This window comes from Nostoc sp. DedQUE07, assembly GCF_034530975.2.
Classification (GTDB): Bacteria; Cyanobacteriota; Cyanobacteriia; order Cyanobacteriales; family Nostocaceae; genus Nostoc.
In genome coordinates, this window is sequence record NZ_JAVRCC020000008.1 from 158,638 (window position 1) to 176,672 (window position 18,035).

Sequence of the window (18,035 nt, forward strand, 5' to 3'; positions counted from 1 at the left end):
GATGCGATGAATAATCAAACACAAGAAGACGCGATGAATCGCGTCTCTACAAGGGGGAATGGGGTGGTTGTTCGCGATCGCGTTCCCAATTGATTGGGTTGTTGATAATATATTGTCTAATTTGATCGAGGGCGAATTCATTACGAATTATGTTGTCATGAAACCTTTCTTGCCATCCAAAACCTTTATATATTTGATTAATTTCAAATGTACATCGTCCTTTGTACCACCTAATAATTTTAGAAAGGGAATTTTTAGACAACATCGGATTAAATAATCCAGTAACTCCACCCCGTTGCCCATCCCCCCTTGTAGAGACGCGATTCATCGCGTCTTCTTCCTGCGTTTGATTCATCACGCCTTCTTGTCGTATTTGATTAATAACCAAAATTCCATGAATATGATTAGGCATGACGCAAAATGAATCTATCTGGCAATTAGAAAAATGATTAGGAATCTCGTACCACAATTTCTGAGTAATTTCTCCAATTGGCGATCGCTGCATTTTACCCTGCACAACTTCACCAAAAAAGCATTTTTTACCTTCGGTGCAAATAGTAACGAAATATCCAGCATTACTGGTATAACTCCATGCTGGCAAACGCGTTGAATCAATTCGATATTTACCTTTGTATTTAGGGTTGTTGTTTTTTGGTTGAGGATCGTCATTATTCATAATTACATCTTTGATTGATACAAAAATTTATGTAAGTATTGCCTTGTATTTATGTAATTGCCAACCCAAAAAACTCGGAATTATTCTCATTATGTAAATGTGGGAAATAAAGACGCGATGAATCGCGTCTCTACAAGGGGCGATCGTTTTTGCGATCGCAGCCGAATTATCCCCCTTAATCTCTCCTTTCCAAGGGAGGAAACAAAAAAATCTAGTTCCCTGCCCTTTCCAAGGAGAGGGTTAGGGTGAAGAAAAACCCTGGGTTTTTCAGCTATTTCAGACTTGTGTGTACACCTTAGCCATTTTGGCTAGAGGGGGATGAGACTAAGCACACTAAAAATTTATTTTTATAACTGAAAATTTTATTTTATTTATATGTTAAGTAACTTTTAGGATGTTGTCTGTATAATCTATCATTCAGTCTGAATTATCGAATGTATAATCTATCATTCAGTCTGATTGATTATTAACCTCTGTTACTCATTGATAGGTTGAAATGTGGGAATTAGGGCATCTCTTTTTCAGACATAACATACCACTCACTTAGTAGTTATTTATTAACTGAATTTGAGAAGTTATGTAGGCATACTCTATCCTAGACATGACCTAAACTTGTGCTGCAAAAATCATGAGCCATCATATGAATAGTTAGCACGTTAACAGCACTATCCAATGTCTCAAGACTTATTAAACTCCTTTCAAGAAGCATACAGCAATCTCGAACTGTTTCCTTTAATGGAACGGAACGAAATGGAAAGATTTCGAGTCGAATATGGTGATGATTTGATTGCAGACCTGAACCAATTAGTAGAAGATAGTCCTAATGGAGATGGCAAAATAGTCTTTACAGGACATCGAGGATGTGGTAAGTCTACTTTGTTAGCTGAGTTTAGCCGACAAATTCAAGATAAATATTTTGTAGTTCTGTTTTCTATTGCCGATAAAATTGAAATGTCGGCAGTTAATCATATTAATATACTGTTTGCGATCGCAGTTAATTTAATGACAGAGGCAGAAGCCCGCCGAGTTGATATTCCACAATCGACTAAAGAAGCTCTTTATAAGTGGTTTGCTACCCGCACTCGTACTGAAGAATTAAATTTGCAAGCAGAAGCTAGTATAGGTTTTGACCTTTTAAAGTTGATTAGCTCGAAATTAAAAGCCGATGCAAGCGTTCGGGATGAAATTAAGCAAGAATTTGAACGCAAGTTATCAGATTTAGTTGCGAGAATTAATGAAATTGCTGCTTTAATTCAAGCTGCAACTAAACAAAACGTTTTAGTAATTATTGATGATTTAGATAAACTGGATTTAGGCAGAGTTAACGAAATTTATCGAGATAACATTAAAGCTCTTTGTCAACCTAACTTTCAAATTATCTACACTATCCCGATCGCAGTCCTTCGAGAAACATTTATTAGCACAATAATTGCCACTGAAACCAACGATCAAGTTGTGGCAATGCCTGTATTAAAAATATTTGATAAAGGTAAAAATCGCTTACCGAATGCCCAACCTCGTCGGGAAGCAACAAAGATTCTCGGTGAAGTTTTACAAAAGCGGATTCCCAGTGAATTAATCGCGGTAGAAACTGCTGAAAAAATTGTGATTTACAGTGGTGGCGTATTGCGAGAATTAATTCGGATTTCTAAAGAATGTTGTCGTATATGTTTGCGAACTATCCGGCGAAACCCCTCAGCCGAAGTTATTATTGATGATAAAATTCTTCTGCAAGCAATCAATAAAATTCGCAATGATTTTTCGATACGCTTAGGAAAAACTGATATCGATATTTTACAGAGCGTTTATGAACAATTTATGCCCAACGACCCGAAACAAGCAGAGTTTTTAGATTTGTTACATGGGCTGTATGTTCTAGAATATCGCACTGATGAAACTTGGTATGATGTTCATCCAATTATTATCGAAAGCTTGAGAAGACAGGGAGCCATTAATGTTAAATGAGGAATTATTTGATGAAGGAGAAAATCAAGATGCGTATGATGATTTAATTGTTTCTATTGAAGCTCAAAAGCGAGGATTAAATTTACTGATTGCGGTTTGCGATGATGCTAGCTTTCGCGATCGGATTATTGCTCAATATGAAGCTGAACTACAACCCGCCTTCGGTGTATATCGAGTAACTCTAGCACGTCAAGAACCAAGTCTCAAAGCTGCTATTAACCAACTGGTACAACAAGAAGAATATCTCCGTCAGCAGAACCCGGCGGTAATCACTGTGACGGGTGCTGAACAATTGTATTTTCTCAGATTGGGAAATGAGCAATCAGAACAGGAGAAATTGTTTGGTTACTTACAGTGGACAAGGGAAGGATTGCGCGAATTTCCATTTGCGATCGTGCTTTGGGTAACTAATCAAATTTTAGTCAACTTAATTAAAAAAGCTCCTGATTTTTGGAGTTGGCGCAACGGTGTATTTCGGTTTGAATCTCAAAAGACAAATGCTATTCCTGGTAAAGAATTAGAAAATATCCGCTTTGTTTTTCGAGATACAGAATTAGCTAGCACAGATACTAATGAAACTAATCGCTTTTTCTTACCCATTCAAGATTTACAAAGGTTAATCGAGAAAGTAGAACAAGAACGTGGAGCTAAAGACCCCACCTTGGCTACTTTATACTCAAGATTGGGCGATATTTACCACAGCAGATTAGATCGGGGTGAATCTCAAAACTATCAAGAAGAACAAGAATTAGCAATTAAATATTTGCGGAAAGCGAGTGAGTTACAAAATGAATTAGGTTTGCAGATAGATTTAGCTAATAGTCTCAACAATTTAGCAGGAATATATCGTGCGACGGGAAACTACAGTGAAGCCGAACCCTTATATAAACAAGCTTTAGAACTGAGAAAACGCCTATTAGGAGAAAATCATCCTGCTTTTGCTACTAGCCTGAATAATTTGGCAGGACTTTACAAATCTACTGGACAATATAGTAAAGCAGAACTCCTATATCAACAAGCTTTAGAACTGAGGAAAGGATTGTTAGGAGAAAACCATGCCGATGTTGCCGCTAGTCTGAACAATTTGGCATTACTATATGATGAACAAGGACGTTATGACGAAGCAGAACCTTTGTATTTGCAATCATTAGAACTCGAAAAACGTCTGCTGGGTGAAAATCATCTTTCTTTTGCTCTTATACTAAATAATTTAGCGCTACTTTATTATCATCAAGGACGTTACAGTGAAGCTGAACCTTTGTCGCAACAAGCAATAGAATTAGATAAGCGATTTTTAGGAGAAGAAAATCCTGATGTTGCCACAGATTTGCACAATTTAGGTTTAATATACCGCGCTCAAGGACGCTACAGTGAAGCGGAATCTTTATTTTTAGAATCATTAGAACTCAAGCAGCGTGTATTACAAAAAGCGCATCCGCTATTAGCAGATACGATCTATGCTCTGGGTTATATGTACAGAGAACAGGGACGTTACAATGAAGCGGAACCCTTATGTATAAAAGCCTTAGAACTTGATAAGCACCTATTGGGAGAAAATCATCCCAATGTTGCCGAAAGTCTCAATAATCTGGCAGAAATTTATCGTGAAACTGGACGTTACAGTGAAGCAGAACCGCTTTATTTGCAAGCTTTAGATATTTGCGAACGAGTCTGGGGTGTAAATCATCACCGTAGTATTACTGTTCGTCAAAATTTAGAGAAACTTGCCGCAGCAATGCAGAATAATTAAAAGGAAGTAGCGATTTAAACGATCTGTGATGAAAAACCTAATAAAAATGACTCAAAATGTTCGCAATATATAAGCTAAGGGAGGCAATTTATGACTCAAGCTATACCCAAATTAGTAACCTTTGAAGATTTTGCAGCCTGGCGTCCTGAAGGTGGAAGGTATGAATTACATGATGGCGTGATTGTTGAAATGGCACAATCAGTAGGAGAGCATGAAGATATTGTTGGGTTTTTGGTTGAAAAAATTGCAGTTGAGTACGTTCGCAATGGTCTACCTTATTTCATCCCAAAAACAGCATTAGTTAAATCTGCTATTAGTCAGTCTTGCTATTCTCCAGACTTGCTATTACTCAACCGTCCTGCTTTAAAATTAGAGCCACTTTGGCAGAAATATTCTACGGTTGAGTTTGCCGATTCTATCCCTTTAGTGATTGAAGTTATTAGTACTAACTGGCGGGATGATTATTATAAAAAGCTAGGTGAATATGAACAAATAGGGATAAAAGAATATTGGATTGTTGATTATTTAGCTATCGGTGGTAAAAAGTTTATCGGTAATCCTAGACAACCTACTATCTCTATCTACCAATTAGTTGACGGTGAATACCGAGTTACTCAATTTAGAGGCGATGACCGCATCGTATCACCTATTTTTCCCGAACTAAACCTGATTGCTCAACAGATTCTGCAAGCTGGTAGTTCCCAGTTCTAGCCGCGATCGCACACAGTCTATACTTTTAGATACCCGACCTCTTAAACAAGTCGGGTATCCCTGGGAAGCTTGCTCAATTGTCCTGCAAATCTACTAACGAACGCCAACAAAACCAGCTTTCTCAATTGCCCTTTGTCCCTGATCGGTTAATAAAAGATTGGCATAAGCATTTCCAATCTGCTGTTCCCGTCCTTTATTCTGCTTAATAATCACAAACAAATTCGCAATCATCGGATAGCTGCCATTTTCGATCGCCTGAGTATTTAGTTGGTTGCGCTGACGCGGACACTGTTCAGGCGAAACCATCGGCGTTTGATAGGGGGTAATTAGCCGATCGGAACTCTGACCCAATGGTAAAGCCTTCACGCTACATTGAAAGACTACCGAACGGGCAGAAGCATAATACACACCACCAGGGGTTTTACTGAGTTGGCGCACTGCCTCTGTAGCCGAGTAGACATATTGCACATTAGAGCCAAATGCTTGCCCCTTTAAGTCGCTATTGCTAGGAAATATTACTGTATCTGCGTCTTCTGGTCGTTGCGAAAAAGCTGTGATGGGTAGATTTGGCCCGCCGACTTGATTCCAGTTAGTAATTTTACCTAAATAAATTTGCTGCAATTGGTCAACAGTTAAACCAGGCACATTGAGTGATGGGTTGACTACCACTGCTATCCCATCTTTACCCACTTGGCGTTCCTCAAGGGTAAAGCCTCGCTCTTTTGCCATAGCTTGTTCTTCATCTGTGAGGGGACGGGAAGACTGAGCAAAGTCTATTTTCCCATCAAGCAACATCCGAATGCCAGAGCTAGAACCAGGACTACCATTAACAGGGTTTACGTAGCGTAATCGTAGTTCCGGGCGATCGCTCTGGATCTGAGAATCTACCAATTGCCGAATAGATGCCCAAGCGGTACTACCTCCGTAGTTGAATGATGCAGGGGGAACATCAGCAACTGTCTGAAAAGTTGATTCATTCTTAGAGACGCGATTGAAATTTTGATTAGAGGAATTAACGCTGTTGCCAGACAATAAATTTGGCTTCAATAACCACCAAAGTAATCCGCCAATAACCATAAGTGTGAGAACTTTACCAATAATCAAACCTCTCAGAAAGAGGGAGATTTCGCTGTTAATTAAAGCTTTTCTTTGATTTGTATTGTCCATTTTTTTAAATATTGTTTCATTGTATTTATCTTACAGGAATATCTAGGTATTTATCCTACAGTAATCTTGAAATATTTAAATTTACAGTAAATTTGTAATAGCTAGTTAATAGCCAGTTTGATGATTGCTGCTAGATAATTAACTTTTCTAATTTAGTGAAATTAAATTTACTCTTTGGTAGTTTTTGCAATGGTGCAATTGCTTTGACAGATTCTTTTATTAGCTGCTGATTTAGCTAGTAGACTACTTATATTAGTTAATAACGGGAACTCAATCTTTCTATAAAACTCTTTAGTGGAGTAGGTTGGTTTGGAAGCGATGTCCCCGTATTAATAAATGTATAGATTAAAACTATTACTATCAAACTCGTAGTTGCACCAAGACCAATACCCAGTAGCAAAATAAAGTTTCTATAAGTTAGCAAATTGGTATCATCAGCCTTGTAGTTGATGTCAGGAGATTGTGATGACTGTAATAACGCTACATCAGAATTAAGTGCTTGTAAAGCTTCTGTGGCAGACTGATAACGCTGGTTGTAGCGATCGCGAACCATTGTATCTAAAATATTTGCCAGAGCATCACTTACCTCTGCCTTGTCGCGCCAGATAACTTCTCCAGTAGTGGGATCTTCTGGTAATTGCTCAGGCATTAAACCTGTTAAAGCTTGGATGCCAATCATCCCGACTGCATAAATATCGCTGCAAAGTTTTGGCTTTCCCTTAGCCTGTTCGCTTGGCATATAGCCAGGAGTCCCAACCGCAATTGTTAAGCCTGCTCCCAAAGCACCAATTTTCTTAATACTCCCAAAATCAATTAGCACAATCTTTCGATCGGAGTACCGCCGCATTAAGTTTTGAGGCTTAATATCTCGGTGAATAATATCGTGTTGGTGGACGAAAGCCAGTACTTCTAGGATGTCTTTTAATAAATTTACGACTGTATTCTCGTTGAGACGCTGACCTGGGACAATTTCTTGAGTCAAGGCATGACCGTCAATATATTCCTGAACTAAATAGAAATCCCCGTCTTCATTAAAATGAGCAAACAGTCTCGGAATTTGCTCGTGGTTGTTGCCTAGCTGGTATAAAACTTCTGCTTCCCGATCGAATAGCTTTTTAGCAATGGGTAGAACAGCTGGGTTAGAATCTTTTGGATGAAAATGTTTGACTACACAATGAGGTTGTCCTGGTAAATCCAAGTCAATGGCCAAGTAGGTATCACCAGAACCGCCACTTCCTAACTGTTTGACAATCTCAAAGCGATTCCGAAGTGTTTTTCTGTTGAAAGAGGAGCGATGTCTGTTACGTGTAGCACCCCCTACTAAGTAAGTATTACCAGATTCTCCGCTTCCTATCACTTTGACAGTTTCAAAGCGACTTCGGAGTGTTTTTCTAACTAGAGGGTTCTGGCTCATGTGGCGTATACTACTTCTTAATTTACTGACCATTCAGAGCTTGAGTGAGGTTATTAATAACTGCTTGCTGCTAGATTTGCCGATCTTTGCGGCAGTTAGCCATCGCGCGACCTATGCTTTGGATACCTTTGGTGCTTAGTTGCTTGACTGCTTTGTTGAATACCCTTACAAGTATCTTAATACAAAATTAATTTATGAAATACTTCTGTAATATTATCACTTAAGTAAATTTAACACTAGTCCACAGTATTTAAACTGTGGGCAGAGAATAAGATTTATGAGTTAAGATGGTTAATTCTTTTAACTGTTAAGTCTGATTACTGACAAAACGTTGAGCAGTGAAATTTCAAGGCATAAATAGCACTTAAAGTGTTCGCTACCATTTTGTCATCAGATTCTAGTCGTTACTAACTGCGATCGCGTTGTCAGATCGATGTGAGTTGGACGAAAAAACTAAAAAAGATTTGGTAAGTTTTTGAGATAGTTAGGTGTAACTTTTCAATTACTCACGCATTTTACGATCTCAATTTACTAATAATTATAGCAAATCTTTAATGCGTATTCGCTTCCACAAAATGCCCCAATTAATATATGTGATACCAATTGTTAAAAAAAATCCATCCCTACCTACCCTTAGCAAGGGGAGGGTGCGTGTCAGCGCAGGTTGGGTTATCTGTCGTAAACATTTTTTGAATTGGTATCAAATACTTCAATGAGAAAGCAAAGCGAATTACAATACTTGCAATCTCGCCAATAACTTCAAGTTTCTTGCTACTTTTATGACTAAAATAAATATTAGAATTATATTTCCTTAAATATAAATCCGTATAAATTTGCGAACTTTATTTATTGGTTTACTCAGTCCTCATAACATTAATTTACAGTATATTAACTGGTTCTTCAATACTTTCTCTAAAACATCCTACTTTTCCGACTTTTCCCACCTTTTACTTTACTCGCCTTTTTATCACTTTCAATCACTCAGTTGCATCTAGCAAAAGTAATAGTTGGAATAAATAGTTGAAGCTGATTTTTATATATTTTTTATTTAACTTTTTTAGGTAGGCAATAAATATGCCTTATTTATATTAATAACCTTTGTATAAGGCAATACAGAAAAATTGTTTAACCTTTACCGCTTACCCTTTTCCCTACAATGCCAAGAAGTCTAAGGTTTTTGGAGCTAACCCAAGCGTATTGTTGCATAAGGGTAGCACTTCTACGTCTTTATATTCATTTTCATTGATATTTTTATTCTGTTAATTAAAAAAGCCCCCATTAGGGGGCTGATTAAGTTGTCCGCGTGGATTAAACAACTAGTTAATTAATACTTACAGTAGATACAGTAATCCGAACAAAATAATCCAAATTACGTCAACGAAGTGCCAATAAATTTCGGCTGCTTCAATGCCAAAGTGCTTTTCGTTACTATAGTGACCCGGAAGGCGCGATCGCCACAACACGGCAACGATTGCCAAAACGCCGATGGTAACGTGCAATCCGTGGAAACCAGTCAAAACGTAAAATGCACTCGCAAATAAATTGGTAGTTAGACCAAATTCTAAATGGGTATATTCATATACTTGACCCACCAAGAAGATAGCACCCATTGCAGCGGTAATTGCTAACCAGATTTGCGCACCCCGCGCATCGTTCTTTTTGATAGCAGTATCGGCATTGTGCATGACAAAACTACTAGAAATTAGATTGATGGTGTTGACTCCAGGTAACAAAAGTTCTAATTCTGGAGTACCTGCTGGCGGCCATGCAGGTAAGGTAGCACGGAAAGCCAAATAGGCTCCGAACAACCCCATAAAAATCATCCCTTCAGCAATTAGGAAGACAATTAGCCCAAACATCCGATGGTCTGGATGTTCTTCATGATGACCGACGGACGCTTCCGCTGCATGGTGATGATTTAGTTCGGTTTTAGCTGGGTCAATAGTTTGACTTTGCATGAATTTTTATAAGTGGAGAATGGGGAATGGGGAATGGGAGTTAGAAGTTAGGAATTAGAAGTTAGGAGTTAAAAATTAGGAGTTAAAAATTTTGAACTAACAACTTTATTAAAGTCATCATTCATAACTCATAACTCATAACTCCTAACTCTATTTCCGGTCTTCGGGATTAGCAGCAACCGCTGGATCGGGTTCTGCTCTTAATACTGAGTTCGGCCCGCCAGATAAGACTGGATTGGGATCGGACAAAGGTACACCTTCGTCAGCCTTTTCTAAACCGTAGTCGTAGGGGCCTGTAGCTAGTACTGGGGTTCGATCGAAATTTTCGATCGCAGGTGGTGATGTAGTCATCCATTCTAAGGTAAGTGCCCTCCAGGGATTATTACCAGCTTTTTCACCGTATAACCAACTCCAAATCGCATTGATGATGAAGGGGAATGTCGAAACTGCTAGTATGTAAGCGCCGTAAGTGCAGATTTCGTTGAGAAAGGTAAATTTGGGGTCATACTGGGCAATACGGCGGTTCATGCCCATTAATCCCAGCTTGTGCATTGGTAAGAAGGTCATATTTAGACCAACTATTGTTAAGGCAAAGTGAACTTTACCCCAAAATTCGTTCACCATTCGTCCCGTCATTTTCGGGAACCAGTGGTAAATGCCTGCATAAATCCCTAAGACGCTACCACCAAAGAGCACGTAGTGTAAGTGTGCTACCACAAAATAGGTGTCGTGAACGTGAATATCAAAAGGCACTGCTGCCAACATCACGCCACTGATCCCGCCGATGACAAAGGTGCCAACAAAGCCAATGGCGAAGAGCATGGCAGTATTAAGCCGGATTTTCCCACCCCACATGGTTGCTAACCAACTGAATATTTTAATTCCCGTAGGTACGGCAATGATCATCGTGGTGATCATAAAGAACATCCGCAACCAACCGGGGATACCGCTGGTAAACATGTGGTGCGCCCAAACAATTAGCCCCAGAAAGCTAATAGCGAGAGACGAATAAGCGATCGCTTTATAGCCAAAAATCGGCTTGCGGGAATGCACGGGAATAATTTCTGAAATTGCCCCAAAAAAGGGCAAAATCATGATGTAAACGGCTGGGTGGGAGTAAAACCAGAACATATGCTGGTACACAACTGGGTCGCCACCCCCAGTTGGGTTAAAAAATGTCGTTCCTGCGAATAAGTCAAAAGCCAGCAAAATTAAACCAGCTGCTAACACTGGTGTAGATACCAAAGTCAGCGCCGAGGTAGCAAACATCGCCCAGCAGAATAAGGGCATTTGATGAACCCCCATACCAGGGATACGCATCCTGAGCAATGTGACGAGAAAATTGATTGCTCCTAAAATCGATGACGTACCTAGTAGGAGGACGCTCATAATCCAAATTCCCTCACCGACTTGACCTGTTACCAAGCTCAGGGGAGGGTAGGAAGTCCAACCCGCATCCGGTGCATCGCCTACCACTAAACTGACGATCAACAATAAACCCGCAGGCGGAATCATCCAAAAGGCAACAGCATTCAAGCGCGGAAATGCCATATCCTTTGCCCCAATCATCAAAGGGATAAGGAAGTTAGCAAAACCCGCACCAGCTGGCACGATCCACAAGAAAATCATGATCGTGGCGTGCAGCGTAAATAAGCTGTTGTAGACTTCAGGGGTGACGAAATCGACTTCTGGAGTTCGCAGTTCTGTACGAACCAAGTCAGCCATCACGCCACCGATACAGTAAAAAATGAATGTAGTGACTAGGTATTGAATCCCAATCACCTTATGGTCGGTGTTGAAACTAAAGTAGTCTTGCCATTTTCTGATCCCTGACTCCTCAACAAGAGCAGGGGCGTTGGCAGTTTCTTGCACTTGAGCTTGGGTCATTTGTCATTTGTCCTTTGTCACTTGTCCTTTGTCATTTGTCCTTTGTCACTTGTCCTTTGTCATTTGTCCTTTGTCATTGGTATGAGTACTAATGACCAATGACTAATGACTAATGACCAATGACTAATGACTAATGACTAATGACTATTTGTGAACTTGATGGAGGATTTCTGGCTTAATTCCCATATCCTTGGTGTAAGGAGCGAGAAATTCATTTGGGGATAGATTCGCAGGGTTAACAGCAACGGCTTGATTTAGTGTTTCTTTGCTGGCAACTAGCTGTTCTTGCATCCATTTGTCAAAGGCTTCTTGTGGCTCAACAACTACTGGCGCTCTCATTGCACCGTGGTAGGGGCCACAAAGTTCTGCACAGATCAGGGTATAGTCTCCTGCTTTTTGAGGGGTGAAGCGAATCTCGCTTTGCCTACCGGGGATCGCATCTTGTTTCAAGCGGAATTCTGGAACCCAGAAAGCGTGGATGACATCGTTGGCTGTCATACTGATTTGCACTTCTCGCCCAATAGGAACGTGCATTTCACCTGTAGTTATACCAGTTTCAGGATAGGTGAAAATCCAGGCATATTGTAGACCTGTGACGTTGACTTGTAATTCTGCTGGTTTACCTGCTTTATCAGGAGTTCCCCCAATCGTCGGGGCAACACTACCGACACCTGGGGCATTCCGCAGTTGGGGAATTTGGTCAGCATTGCGGACTTCTGCGGTAGCTGGGTCTTCCATTGCCTCATCAGATTTTTCTTGATTGAGGTTGGGTTCAGTGCTGGGTGGAGTATCGCTTAAAGTTGCGGCGATGGCACTCCCATGACCTGGCATTTTCATCGACTCCTGATTCATCGGCGCTTCATGGATAGCATGGGGATCAAAGCCACCGATTTCGTTGTAGACATCAAAGCTGTAAACAGAAATACCGATAACGATAATTGCTGGGATCGCCGTCCAGAGAATTTCTAGAGGTACATTGCCTTCAACTGGTGGGCCGTCTTCATTGTCACCTGCACGCCGACGATATTTAAATGCAGAGTAAATTAAAACACCTTCGACGAGCAGGAATATACCTGTTGAAACGATCATCATCGCGTTGAACAGACCATCCACTAAGACGGCTTCATCCGTGGCTGCTGCTGGCAACAGACCGTGATTTTGACCGTACCAAAGGCTGGCGAGCGTTAGCACGATGCCAATGAGTAATGTCCAGATTGAACTTGGAATCTTCACGGCTTACTTAATTGAATTTACTACGTTATCTTAAAGCTGCTCACTTACTAAGGTAGTCTAGGCTGTCAGACATGGGGGAGAAAGGTCTGAAATTTTTATTAATTTTTTTGGCTATTTCACTAATTTTGAGTATGAGTTTACTATCATACAACGCCAAAAATAGATGAAAATCAGTGAAAAAGTTTAAGGAAAAATTTAGGATGTTTAAATTTATTCCCATGAATCAATTTCTCACATCTTGAAAAATACCTAAAGCTTCAGGCAAAACCTTTCTGGAGTGATTCAAAGTATAAGTGAGTGCTAATCTATAAACCCATAGCCTATACGCTAGGGTGGAGATGGGACACTAAAAGAAAATTGAAAATTTTAAGAGATTCACCAAGAGCGGGCAGAAGGTATCCTTCATGAGCGAATTTGTCCTACAACAACAAAATGAAGCGGCGCTTCAGCAGCAAAAACCCAAGGAAATGATTCGTCGCTTGGTGTGGAAAATATGCATAGCCACCTTAATTTTGATGGCAATAGGCAGCGCCACCCGTGTGATGAATGCTGGACTTGCTTGCCCAGACTGGCCCTTATGCTATGGCGAACTGGTGCCAGCCAAGCAAATGAATCTCCAAGTGTTTTTGGAGTGGTTTCACAGATTGGATGCAGCTTTAATTGGTGTAAGCGCGATCGCACTCTTCGGTTTGTCGTGGTGGCATCGTCGTTTCTTACCCTCTTGGCTGCCTTGGGCATCTACATTCGCCCTATTTCTAATCGTCTTCCAAGGCATCTTGGGGGGACTCACCGTTACCGAACTGTTGCGGTTTGATATCGTTACCGCTCATTTAGGAACGGCGCTGTTATTTTTTTGCACCCTGCTGATTATCGGCACGGCACTTACTCCCTATCAGGGGAATGGAACCGTTGGTAAGTTGCCTTGGGTCGGTTTAACTGCCACTGTTCTGGTTTACCTGCAAAGTCTCTTGGGTGCTTTGGTAGGCTCTCGCTGGGCGCTACACCAATGCCTCGGCGGTTCTCAACTTTGTACTGTAATGTACAGTCATATTGCTGGTTTGGTGCCGCCTTCCTTGGCAACCTTGGCAATAGTATTTATCTGTTGGCGGACACCAGCACTACATCCAGCCTTACGGCGACTGGCAAATTTGGCTGGTGCGTTGCTAACCTTACAAATCTTGTTGGGATTCGCCACTTTCAAATTACATCTCCAAGTAGAGCCTCTCACCGTCTCTCACCAAGCTATAGGAGCTACTTTGCTGGGTACTTTGGTGGTTTTCACAGTTCTCGCACTGCGTGACTCTGTGAGTGCTGAGTCACGAGTACTGAGTGCTGAGTAGGGAATGGGGCATTGGGCATTGGGGAGGCAGTGCGGTCTTCTCCCAAGGGGAGACGCCAAGGGCGATGGGGTCTCCCCAAGTAGAGCAACTGCCGTCATTGAGCATTGGTTCTTCTCCTTAATCTCCCCCTGCTCCCTCATCTCCCCCTGCTCCCCACTCTCCACTAAACGACGAAAGCCGCAACGGCGAGTATTGCGACCTATGCAGGTGCAGAAAATCTGTGTTTTCGTTTGCTTAATAAGAGCCAGCTTGAGCGGGGGCTGCATATAAGTTGTTGAAAAATAAGGAACCAGAGCCAAAATGATTGAGACTAATGTCTCTCGCCACCACGGAACATTTTTACAGGTAATTCAAAGTTACTACCAGCTAACCAAGCCTCGGATTATTCCGTTGCTTTTGATTACTACGGCTGGGAGTATGTGGATTGCTGCTAAGGGTGAAGTAGACCCATTGCTGTTGCTAGTAACTCTCACTGGTGGCACCTTGGCTGCTGCAAGCGCCCAGACGATTAACTGTGTCTATGACCGAGATATTGATTATGATATGGAGCGGACGCGCCATCGTCCGATGCCATCCGGTAAGGTACAGCCGCGCGATGCTCTAATTTTTGCGATCGCACTAGCGACAATTTCCTTTACACTCCTAGCAGTATTTGCCAACCTGTTAGCCGCCCTGCTAGCATTTTCTGGGATCGTTTTTTATATTTTGGTTTATACCCACTGGCTAAAACGCCACAGCACCCAGAATATCGTTATTGGTGGAGCTGCTGGGGCAATTCCGGCGTTAGTGGGTTGGGCTGCTGTCACAGGCACATTAAGCTGGTCAGCATGGTTAATTTTTGCCATCGTCTTTTTGTGGACACCGCCCCATTTCTGGGCTTTAGCTCTGATGATTCGGGATGATTACGCAAAAGTTGGGATACCAATGCTACCTGTGATTGAAGGTGATACGGCAACCGTGAAGCAGATTTGGTACTATACGCTGGTAACAGTATTTGCAACCGTGTTATTGGTATATCCTTTGGGCGCAAGTGGAATTCTTTATGCTGCGATCGCCCTAAGTCTGGGAGGATTATTTATCCACAAATCTTGGCGTTTGTTGCAAAATCCAGAAGATCGCGCTGTAGCTAAAGAGTTGTTTCTGTTTTCCATCTCCTACATGATGCTGTTGTGTCTGGGGATGGTAGTTGATAGTCTTCCCGTTACCCATAATTTAATTAGTGCGGTGAGTAATCATCTGCATTTTATTGGATAGGGGATGGAAAATTTAGCGATCGCGTTTGGTAAAGGGGCGCGATCGCATTTTCAGAAATTAAAAAATATACATAATAATTAGAGTTTGGCGGATTTGCGATTACAAGTAAAATTTCAGTCATAGGCAAATCGATCAAAAAGCTAAATGAAGTTGTAAAAATCTAAATGTTGACAAATTACATTCGTACAGCATTGCACAAAGCAACCTACAAGTTACTTGAGGATGGAACTTTTTATAGCGAAATTCCAGAATGTCAAGTAGTTTGGGCAAACGCTGCAACACTAGAAGCTTGACAGGAAGATTTGCAAGATACTCTTGAAGGATGGATTGTACTAGGATTGCGTTTGGATCAAACTCTACCTTTACTTGATGACGAAGTTACCTAATCCTTGTAAAGCTATCAAAAATAAATGTTCTCGTTCTCGCAGTGCAACCCAATTTAAGCTTAAAAGCTAAAAGTTTTCAAGGAATCTGTCTTCCTCGCTGTTCAAAGATTGATACAATTTACCATCAGGCATAATTGCTCCCTTCAAGCTAGCACCGTCCAAATTAGCATTAGTTAGATCAGCAATCCGTAAACTGACACCAGTCAAGTTAGCACCAGTCAAGTTAGCACCAGTCAAGTTAGCACCAGTCAAGTTAGCACCAGTCAAGTCAGCATCAGTCAAGTCAGCATCAGTCAAGTCAGCATCAGTCAAGTCAGCATCAGTCAAGTTGATACATCTCAGGTTACTAGTACTCAGATCAGCTTTTCCTAGTCTGGCTTTACTGAAGTTAGCATTACTCAGATCAGCCCTAACTAAACAAGCTGCTTCTAAGTTGGCGTCAGCGATATCGGTATCAATCAGTTTTGTCTCACGCAGGTCTGCAAACTTGAGATTCGCTTTTCTGACTTTGGCATTTGTCAAGTTTGCTCCTCTCAAGTTGACTCTAACCATTTCTGCATTATCTAAATTTGCTTCTTTTAAAACAGTCCTACTTAGGTTTGCCCACCCAAGCTCTGCATTTTGGAGAGAAGCTTGGCTGAGGTCTGCTTCAGTCAGTTCCGCACAAAATAGATTCGCAGATACTAGTTTTGCAAAAAGGAGCTTTGCCTCTCTGAGTGTTGCTTTTTTTAAGTTTACTCCTTCAAGATCAGCTCTTCTTAGGTCAGTCTGATCTAAATTGGTTTTGCTCAAGTCTGACTGACACAAGTATGCTCCTGTCAGGTTTGCTCCTGTTAGATTTGCTCCTGTCAAGTTTACCTGACTTAGAATAGCCCCGCCTAAGTCTACACCAGAAAAATCCCTTTTTCCTGCATCATATCGCTTTATAAGCTCATCCTCTTTCATTCCTTCAGCTTGCATAATAAACAAATCACCCAAGTCACAGCCAAAGTAATTACACAAAACTTCGGCAGTGTTGCAGTCAATTCGATCAAACTCTTCTTTGTAAAGTCTCCCAATAGCATTGACGCTAATACCAGTGTTTTTAGCTAATTGGTACTGGGATAAATGCCGTTTTTCCATAAAGTCTTTTAACTTACAGCTAATCTTTCTCATAAACACTTTTTAAGACTTAATTACGAGGTATGCATTAGCCTACACTAGTGAATGCTATTTTCGCTATCGTATAGCATGCTAAAAATAATATGCCCGCTAGTGTTGACAAAGCAATACGGGCAAAGTAACGTGTATATATTCGGCAACAAAATTGCCAAAAAAAATGCCCTCAAGCTTTCAACTTGGTAGGCATGTTTTCAATTATTTATTTCTACTTCTATTATGACCCAAAATTCTTTCGTTTCATCCAATGCTCAGTTTCCTATACCCGATGAGGTTCTAATCCTTGATACAGAAACCACAGACTTAGACGTTAAGACAGGGCAGGTTATAGAGCTAGGAGCTATTCTGTATTCGGTGAAGCACCAAACTACTATAAAACAATATTCAACTCTTCTCCCAGCACAGAATAATCCGGCAGAGCATATAAACCGGATTAAGCCAGCACCGTTAATGGAAATAACAGAAGAACAAGTGGCTGAAAGTGTGTGGATGATAACTGAGATGGCAAAGAAGGCGCAAGTTATTGTGGCACACAATGCTGAGTTTGATCAGAAGTGGTTTGGTTCTTCAAATAATGGGAAAAGTCTGCTACCTGTTTTATTGAACTCTAAAAATGAACCACTTCGTTGGGTTTGTACCTGTACTGAATTTGAATGGCCTCGTCAAATTCGATCTGGCCAATCTCTTATTGAATTAGCAGCAGCGCATGATATTGGTATTTTTGGAAATCATAGGGCATTAACAGACTGTCAATTGATCGCATATCTTTTTGATCGGATGGAGAACCTTAACGCCATGTTTCAAATGGCGTTAAGACCCAAAGCTTGGTTTAAAGCTCTTGTAAGCTATGACAATAGGGAACTTGCAAAAAAGGCAGGTTTTAAATGGATTCCTGAACTTAAGAGTTGGGTGAGGAAAATGGCTGTGGATGATACCAAAGAACTTCCTTTTATGGTAAACCCGATTGAATTTTGTTAGTAATCTAGACGAAGTTCATTTATTTCCTGAAATAAAGTGATTGCGCCTATATTATCCTAGCCGTTGGCTAGAGGTGCAATTAATTTTTAACTTTAAGTCCAGATAGGCTGTCTTTTTTAAGATAGCCTATATCTAACTTTCAGGAGTCTACAGTCTCA

14 protein-coding genes are annotated in these 18,035 nt (G+C 40.8%); 7 read left to right on the top strand and 7 right to left on the bottom strand.

The window, feature by feature from the left end; genetic code table 11:
* Positions 1-46: 46 nt before the first annotated feature.
* On the bottom strand, positions 47-676 hold the full coding sequence (locus RMZ95_RS09445) for a transposase (protein WP_322686465.1): 630 nt from the start codon (positions 674-676) through the stop codon (positions 47-49).
* A 672-nt stretch (positions 677-1,348) separates the two neighbouring features.
* Here RMZ95_RS09445 and RMZ95_RS09450 point away from each other — a divergent pair.
* The 3 genes from RMZ95_RS09450 to RMZ95_RS09460 all read left to right on the top strand — a co-directional run bounded on the left by RMZ95_RS09450 (position 1,349) and on the right by RMZ95_RS09460 (position 5,102).
* Positions 1,349-2,641: an ATP-binding protein gene (locus RMZ95_RS09450; protein WP_322670234.1), complete on the top strand. Its 1,293-nt coding sequence runs from the start codon at positions 1,349-1,351 to the stop codon at positions 2,639-2,641.
* Positions 2,631-4,391 carry a tetratricopeptide repeat protein gene (locus RMZ95_RS09455; RefSeq protein WP_322686464.1) on the top strand — a complete coding sequence of 587 codons (1,761 nt, stop codon included), beginning with the start codon at positions 2,631-2,633 and terminating at the stop codon, positions 4,389-4,391. Before RMZ95_RS09450 ends, RMZ95_RS09455 begins: the two co-directional genes overlap by 11 nt.
* 90 nt (positions 4,392-4,481) lie before the next feature.
* Entirely contained in the window at positions 4,482-5,102 is a 621-nt protein-coding gene (locus RMZ95_RS09460) for a Uma2 family endonuclease (RefSeq protein WP_322686463.1), read from the top strand.
* 93 nt (positions 5,103-5,195) lie between these two features.
* On the opposite strand, the gene RMZ95_RS09465 is transcribed toward RMZ95_RS09460, so the two are convergent.
* The 5 genes from RMZ95_RS09465 to RMZ95_RS09485 form a co-directional block, all read right to left on the bottom strand.
* Positions 5,196-6,269, bottom strand: a complete 1,074-nt coding sequence (locus tag RMZ95_RS09465) for a PstS family phosphate ABC transporter substrate-binding protein (RefSeq protein WP_322670237.1) — start codon at positions 6,267-6,269, stop codon at positions 5,196-5,198.
* Positions 6,270-6,525: 256 nt separating this feature from the next.
* Positions 6,526-7,683: a serine/threonine-protein kinase gene (locus tag RMZ95_RS09470; RefSeq protein ID WP_322670238.1), complete on the bottom strand. Its 1,158-nt coding sequence runs from the start codon at positions 7,681-7,683 to the stop codon at positions 6,526-6,528.
* A 1,331-nt stretch (positions 7,684-9,014) separates the two neighbouring features.
* Positions 9,015-9,641: a heme-copper oxidase subunit III gene (locus RMZ95_RS09475; RefSeq protein WP_104909637.1), complete on the bottom strand. Its 627-nt coding sequence runs from the start codon at positions 9,639-9,641 to the stop codon at positions 9,015-9,017.
* Between the two features lie 150 nt (positions 9,642-9,791).
* Complete coding sequence (gene ctaD / locus RMZ95_RS09480) at positions 9,792-11,528, bottom strand: cytochrome c oxidase subunit I (protein ID WP_322686462.1); 1,737 nt, start codon at positions 11,526-11,528, stop codon at positions 9,792-9,794.
* Between the two features lie 144 nt (positions 11,529-11,672).
* Positions 11,673-12,761, bottom strand: coding sequence for a cytochrome c oxidase subunit II (locus RMZ95_RS09485; protein WP_322686461.1), 1,089 nt, complete (start codon positions 12,759-12,761; stop codon positions 11,673-11,675).
* A 404-nt stretch (positions 12,762-13,165) separates the two neighbouring features.
* On the opposite strand from RMZ95_RS09485, the gene RMZ95_RS09490 reads away from it, so the two are divergent.
* From RMZ95_RS09490 to RMZ95_RS09500, 3 genes are all read left to right on the top strand, one after another.
* Positions 13,166-14,101 (top strand): heme A synthase, encoded by a 936-nt coding sequence (locus RMZ95_RS09490; protein WP_322686460.1) that lies wholly within the window; start codon positions 13,166-13,168, stop codon positions 14,099-14,101.
* Positions 14,102-14,401: 300 nt separating this feature from the next.
* Positions 14,402-15,355 (top strand): heme o synthase, encoded by a 954-nt coding sequence (locus RMZ95_RS09495; protein WP_322686459.1) that lies wholly within the window; start codon positions 14,402-14,404, stop codon positions 15,353-15,355.
* Positions 15,356-15,519: 164 nt separating this feature from the next.
* Positions 15,520-15,648, top strand: a complete 129-nt coding sequence (locus RMZ95_RS09500) for a hypothetical protein (RefSeq protein WP_409882289.1) — start codon at positions 15,520-15,522, stop codon at positions 15,646-15,648.
* Positions 15,649-15,807: 159 nt separating this feature from the next.
* On the opposite strand, the gene RMZ95_RS09505 is transcribed toward RMZ95_RS09500, so the two are convergent.
* Complete coding sequence (locus RMZ95_RS09505; RefSeq protein WP_322686457.1) at positions 15,808-16,896, bottom strand: pentapeptide repeat-containing protein; 1,089 nt, start codon at positions 16,894-16,896, stop codon at positions 15,808-15,810.
* A gap of 222 nt (positions 16,897-17,118) precedes the next feature.
* On the opposite strand from RMZ95_RS09505, the gene RMZ95_RS09510 reads away from it, so the two are divergent.
* Positions 17,119-17,877 carry a 3'-5' exonuclease gene (locus tag RMZ95_RS09510; protein WP_322686456.1) on the top strand — a complete coding sequence of 253 codons (759 nt, stop codon included), beginning with the start codon at positions 17,119-17,121 and terminating at the stop codon, positions 17,875-17,877.
* Positions 17,878-18,035: the final 158 nt, after the last annotated feature.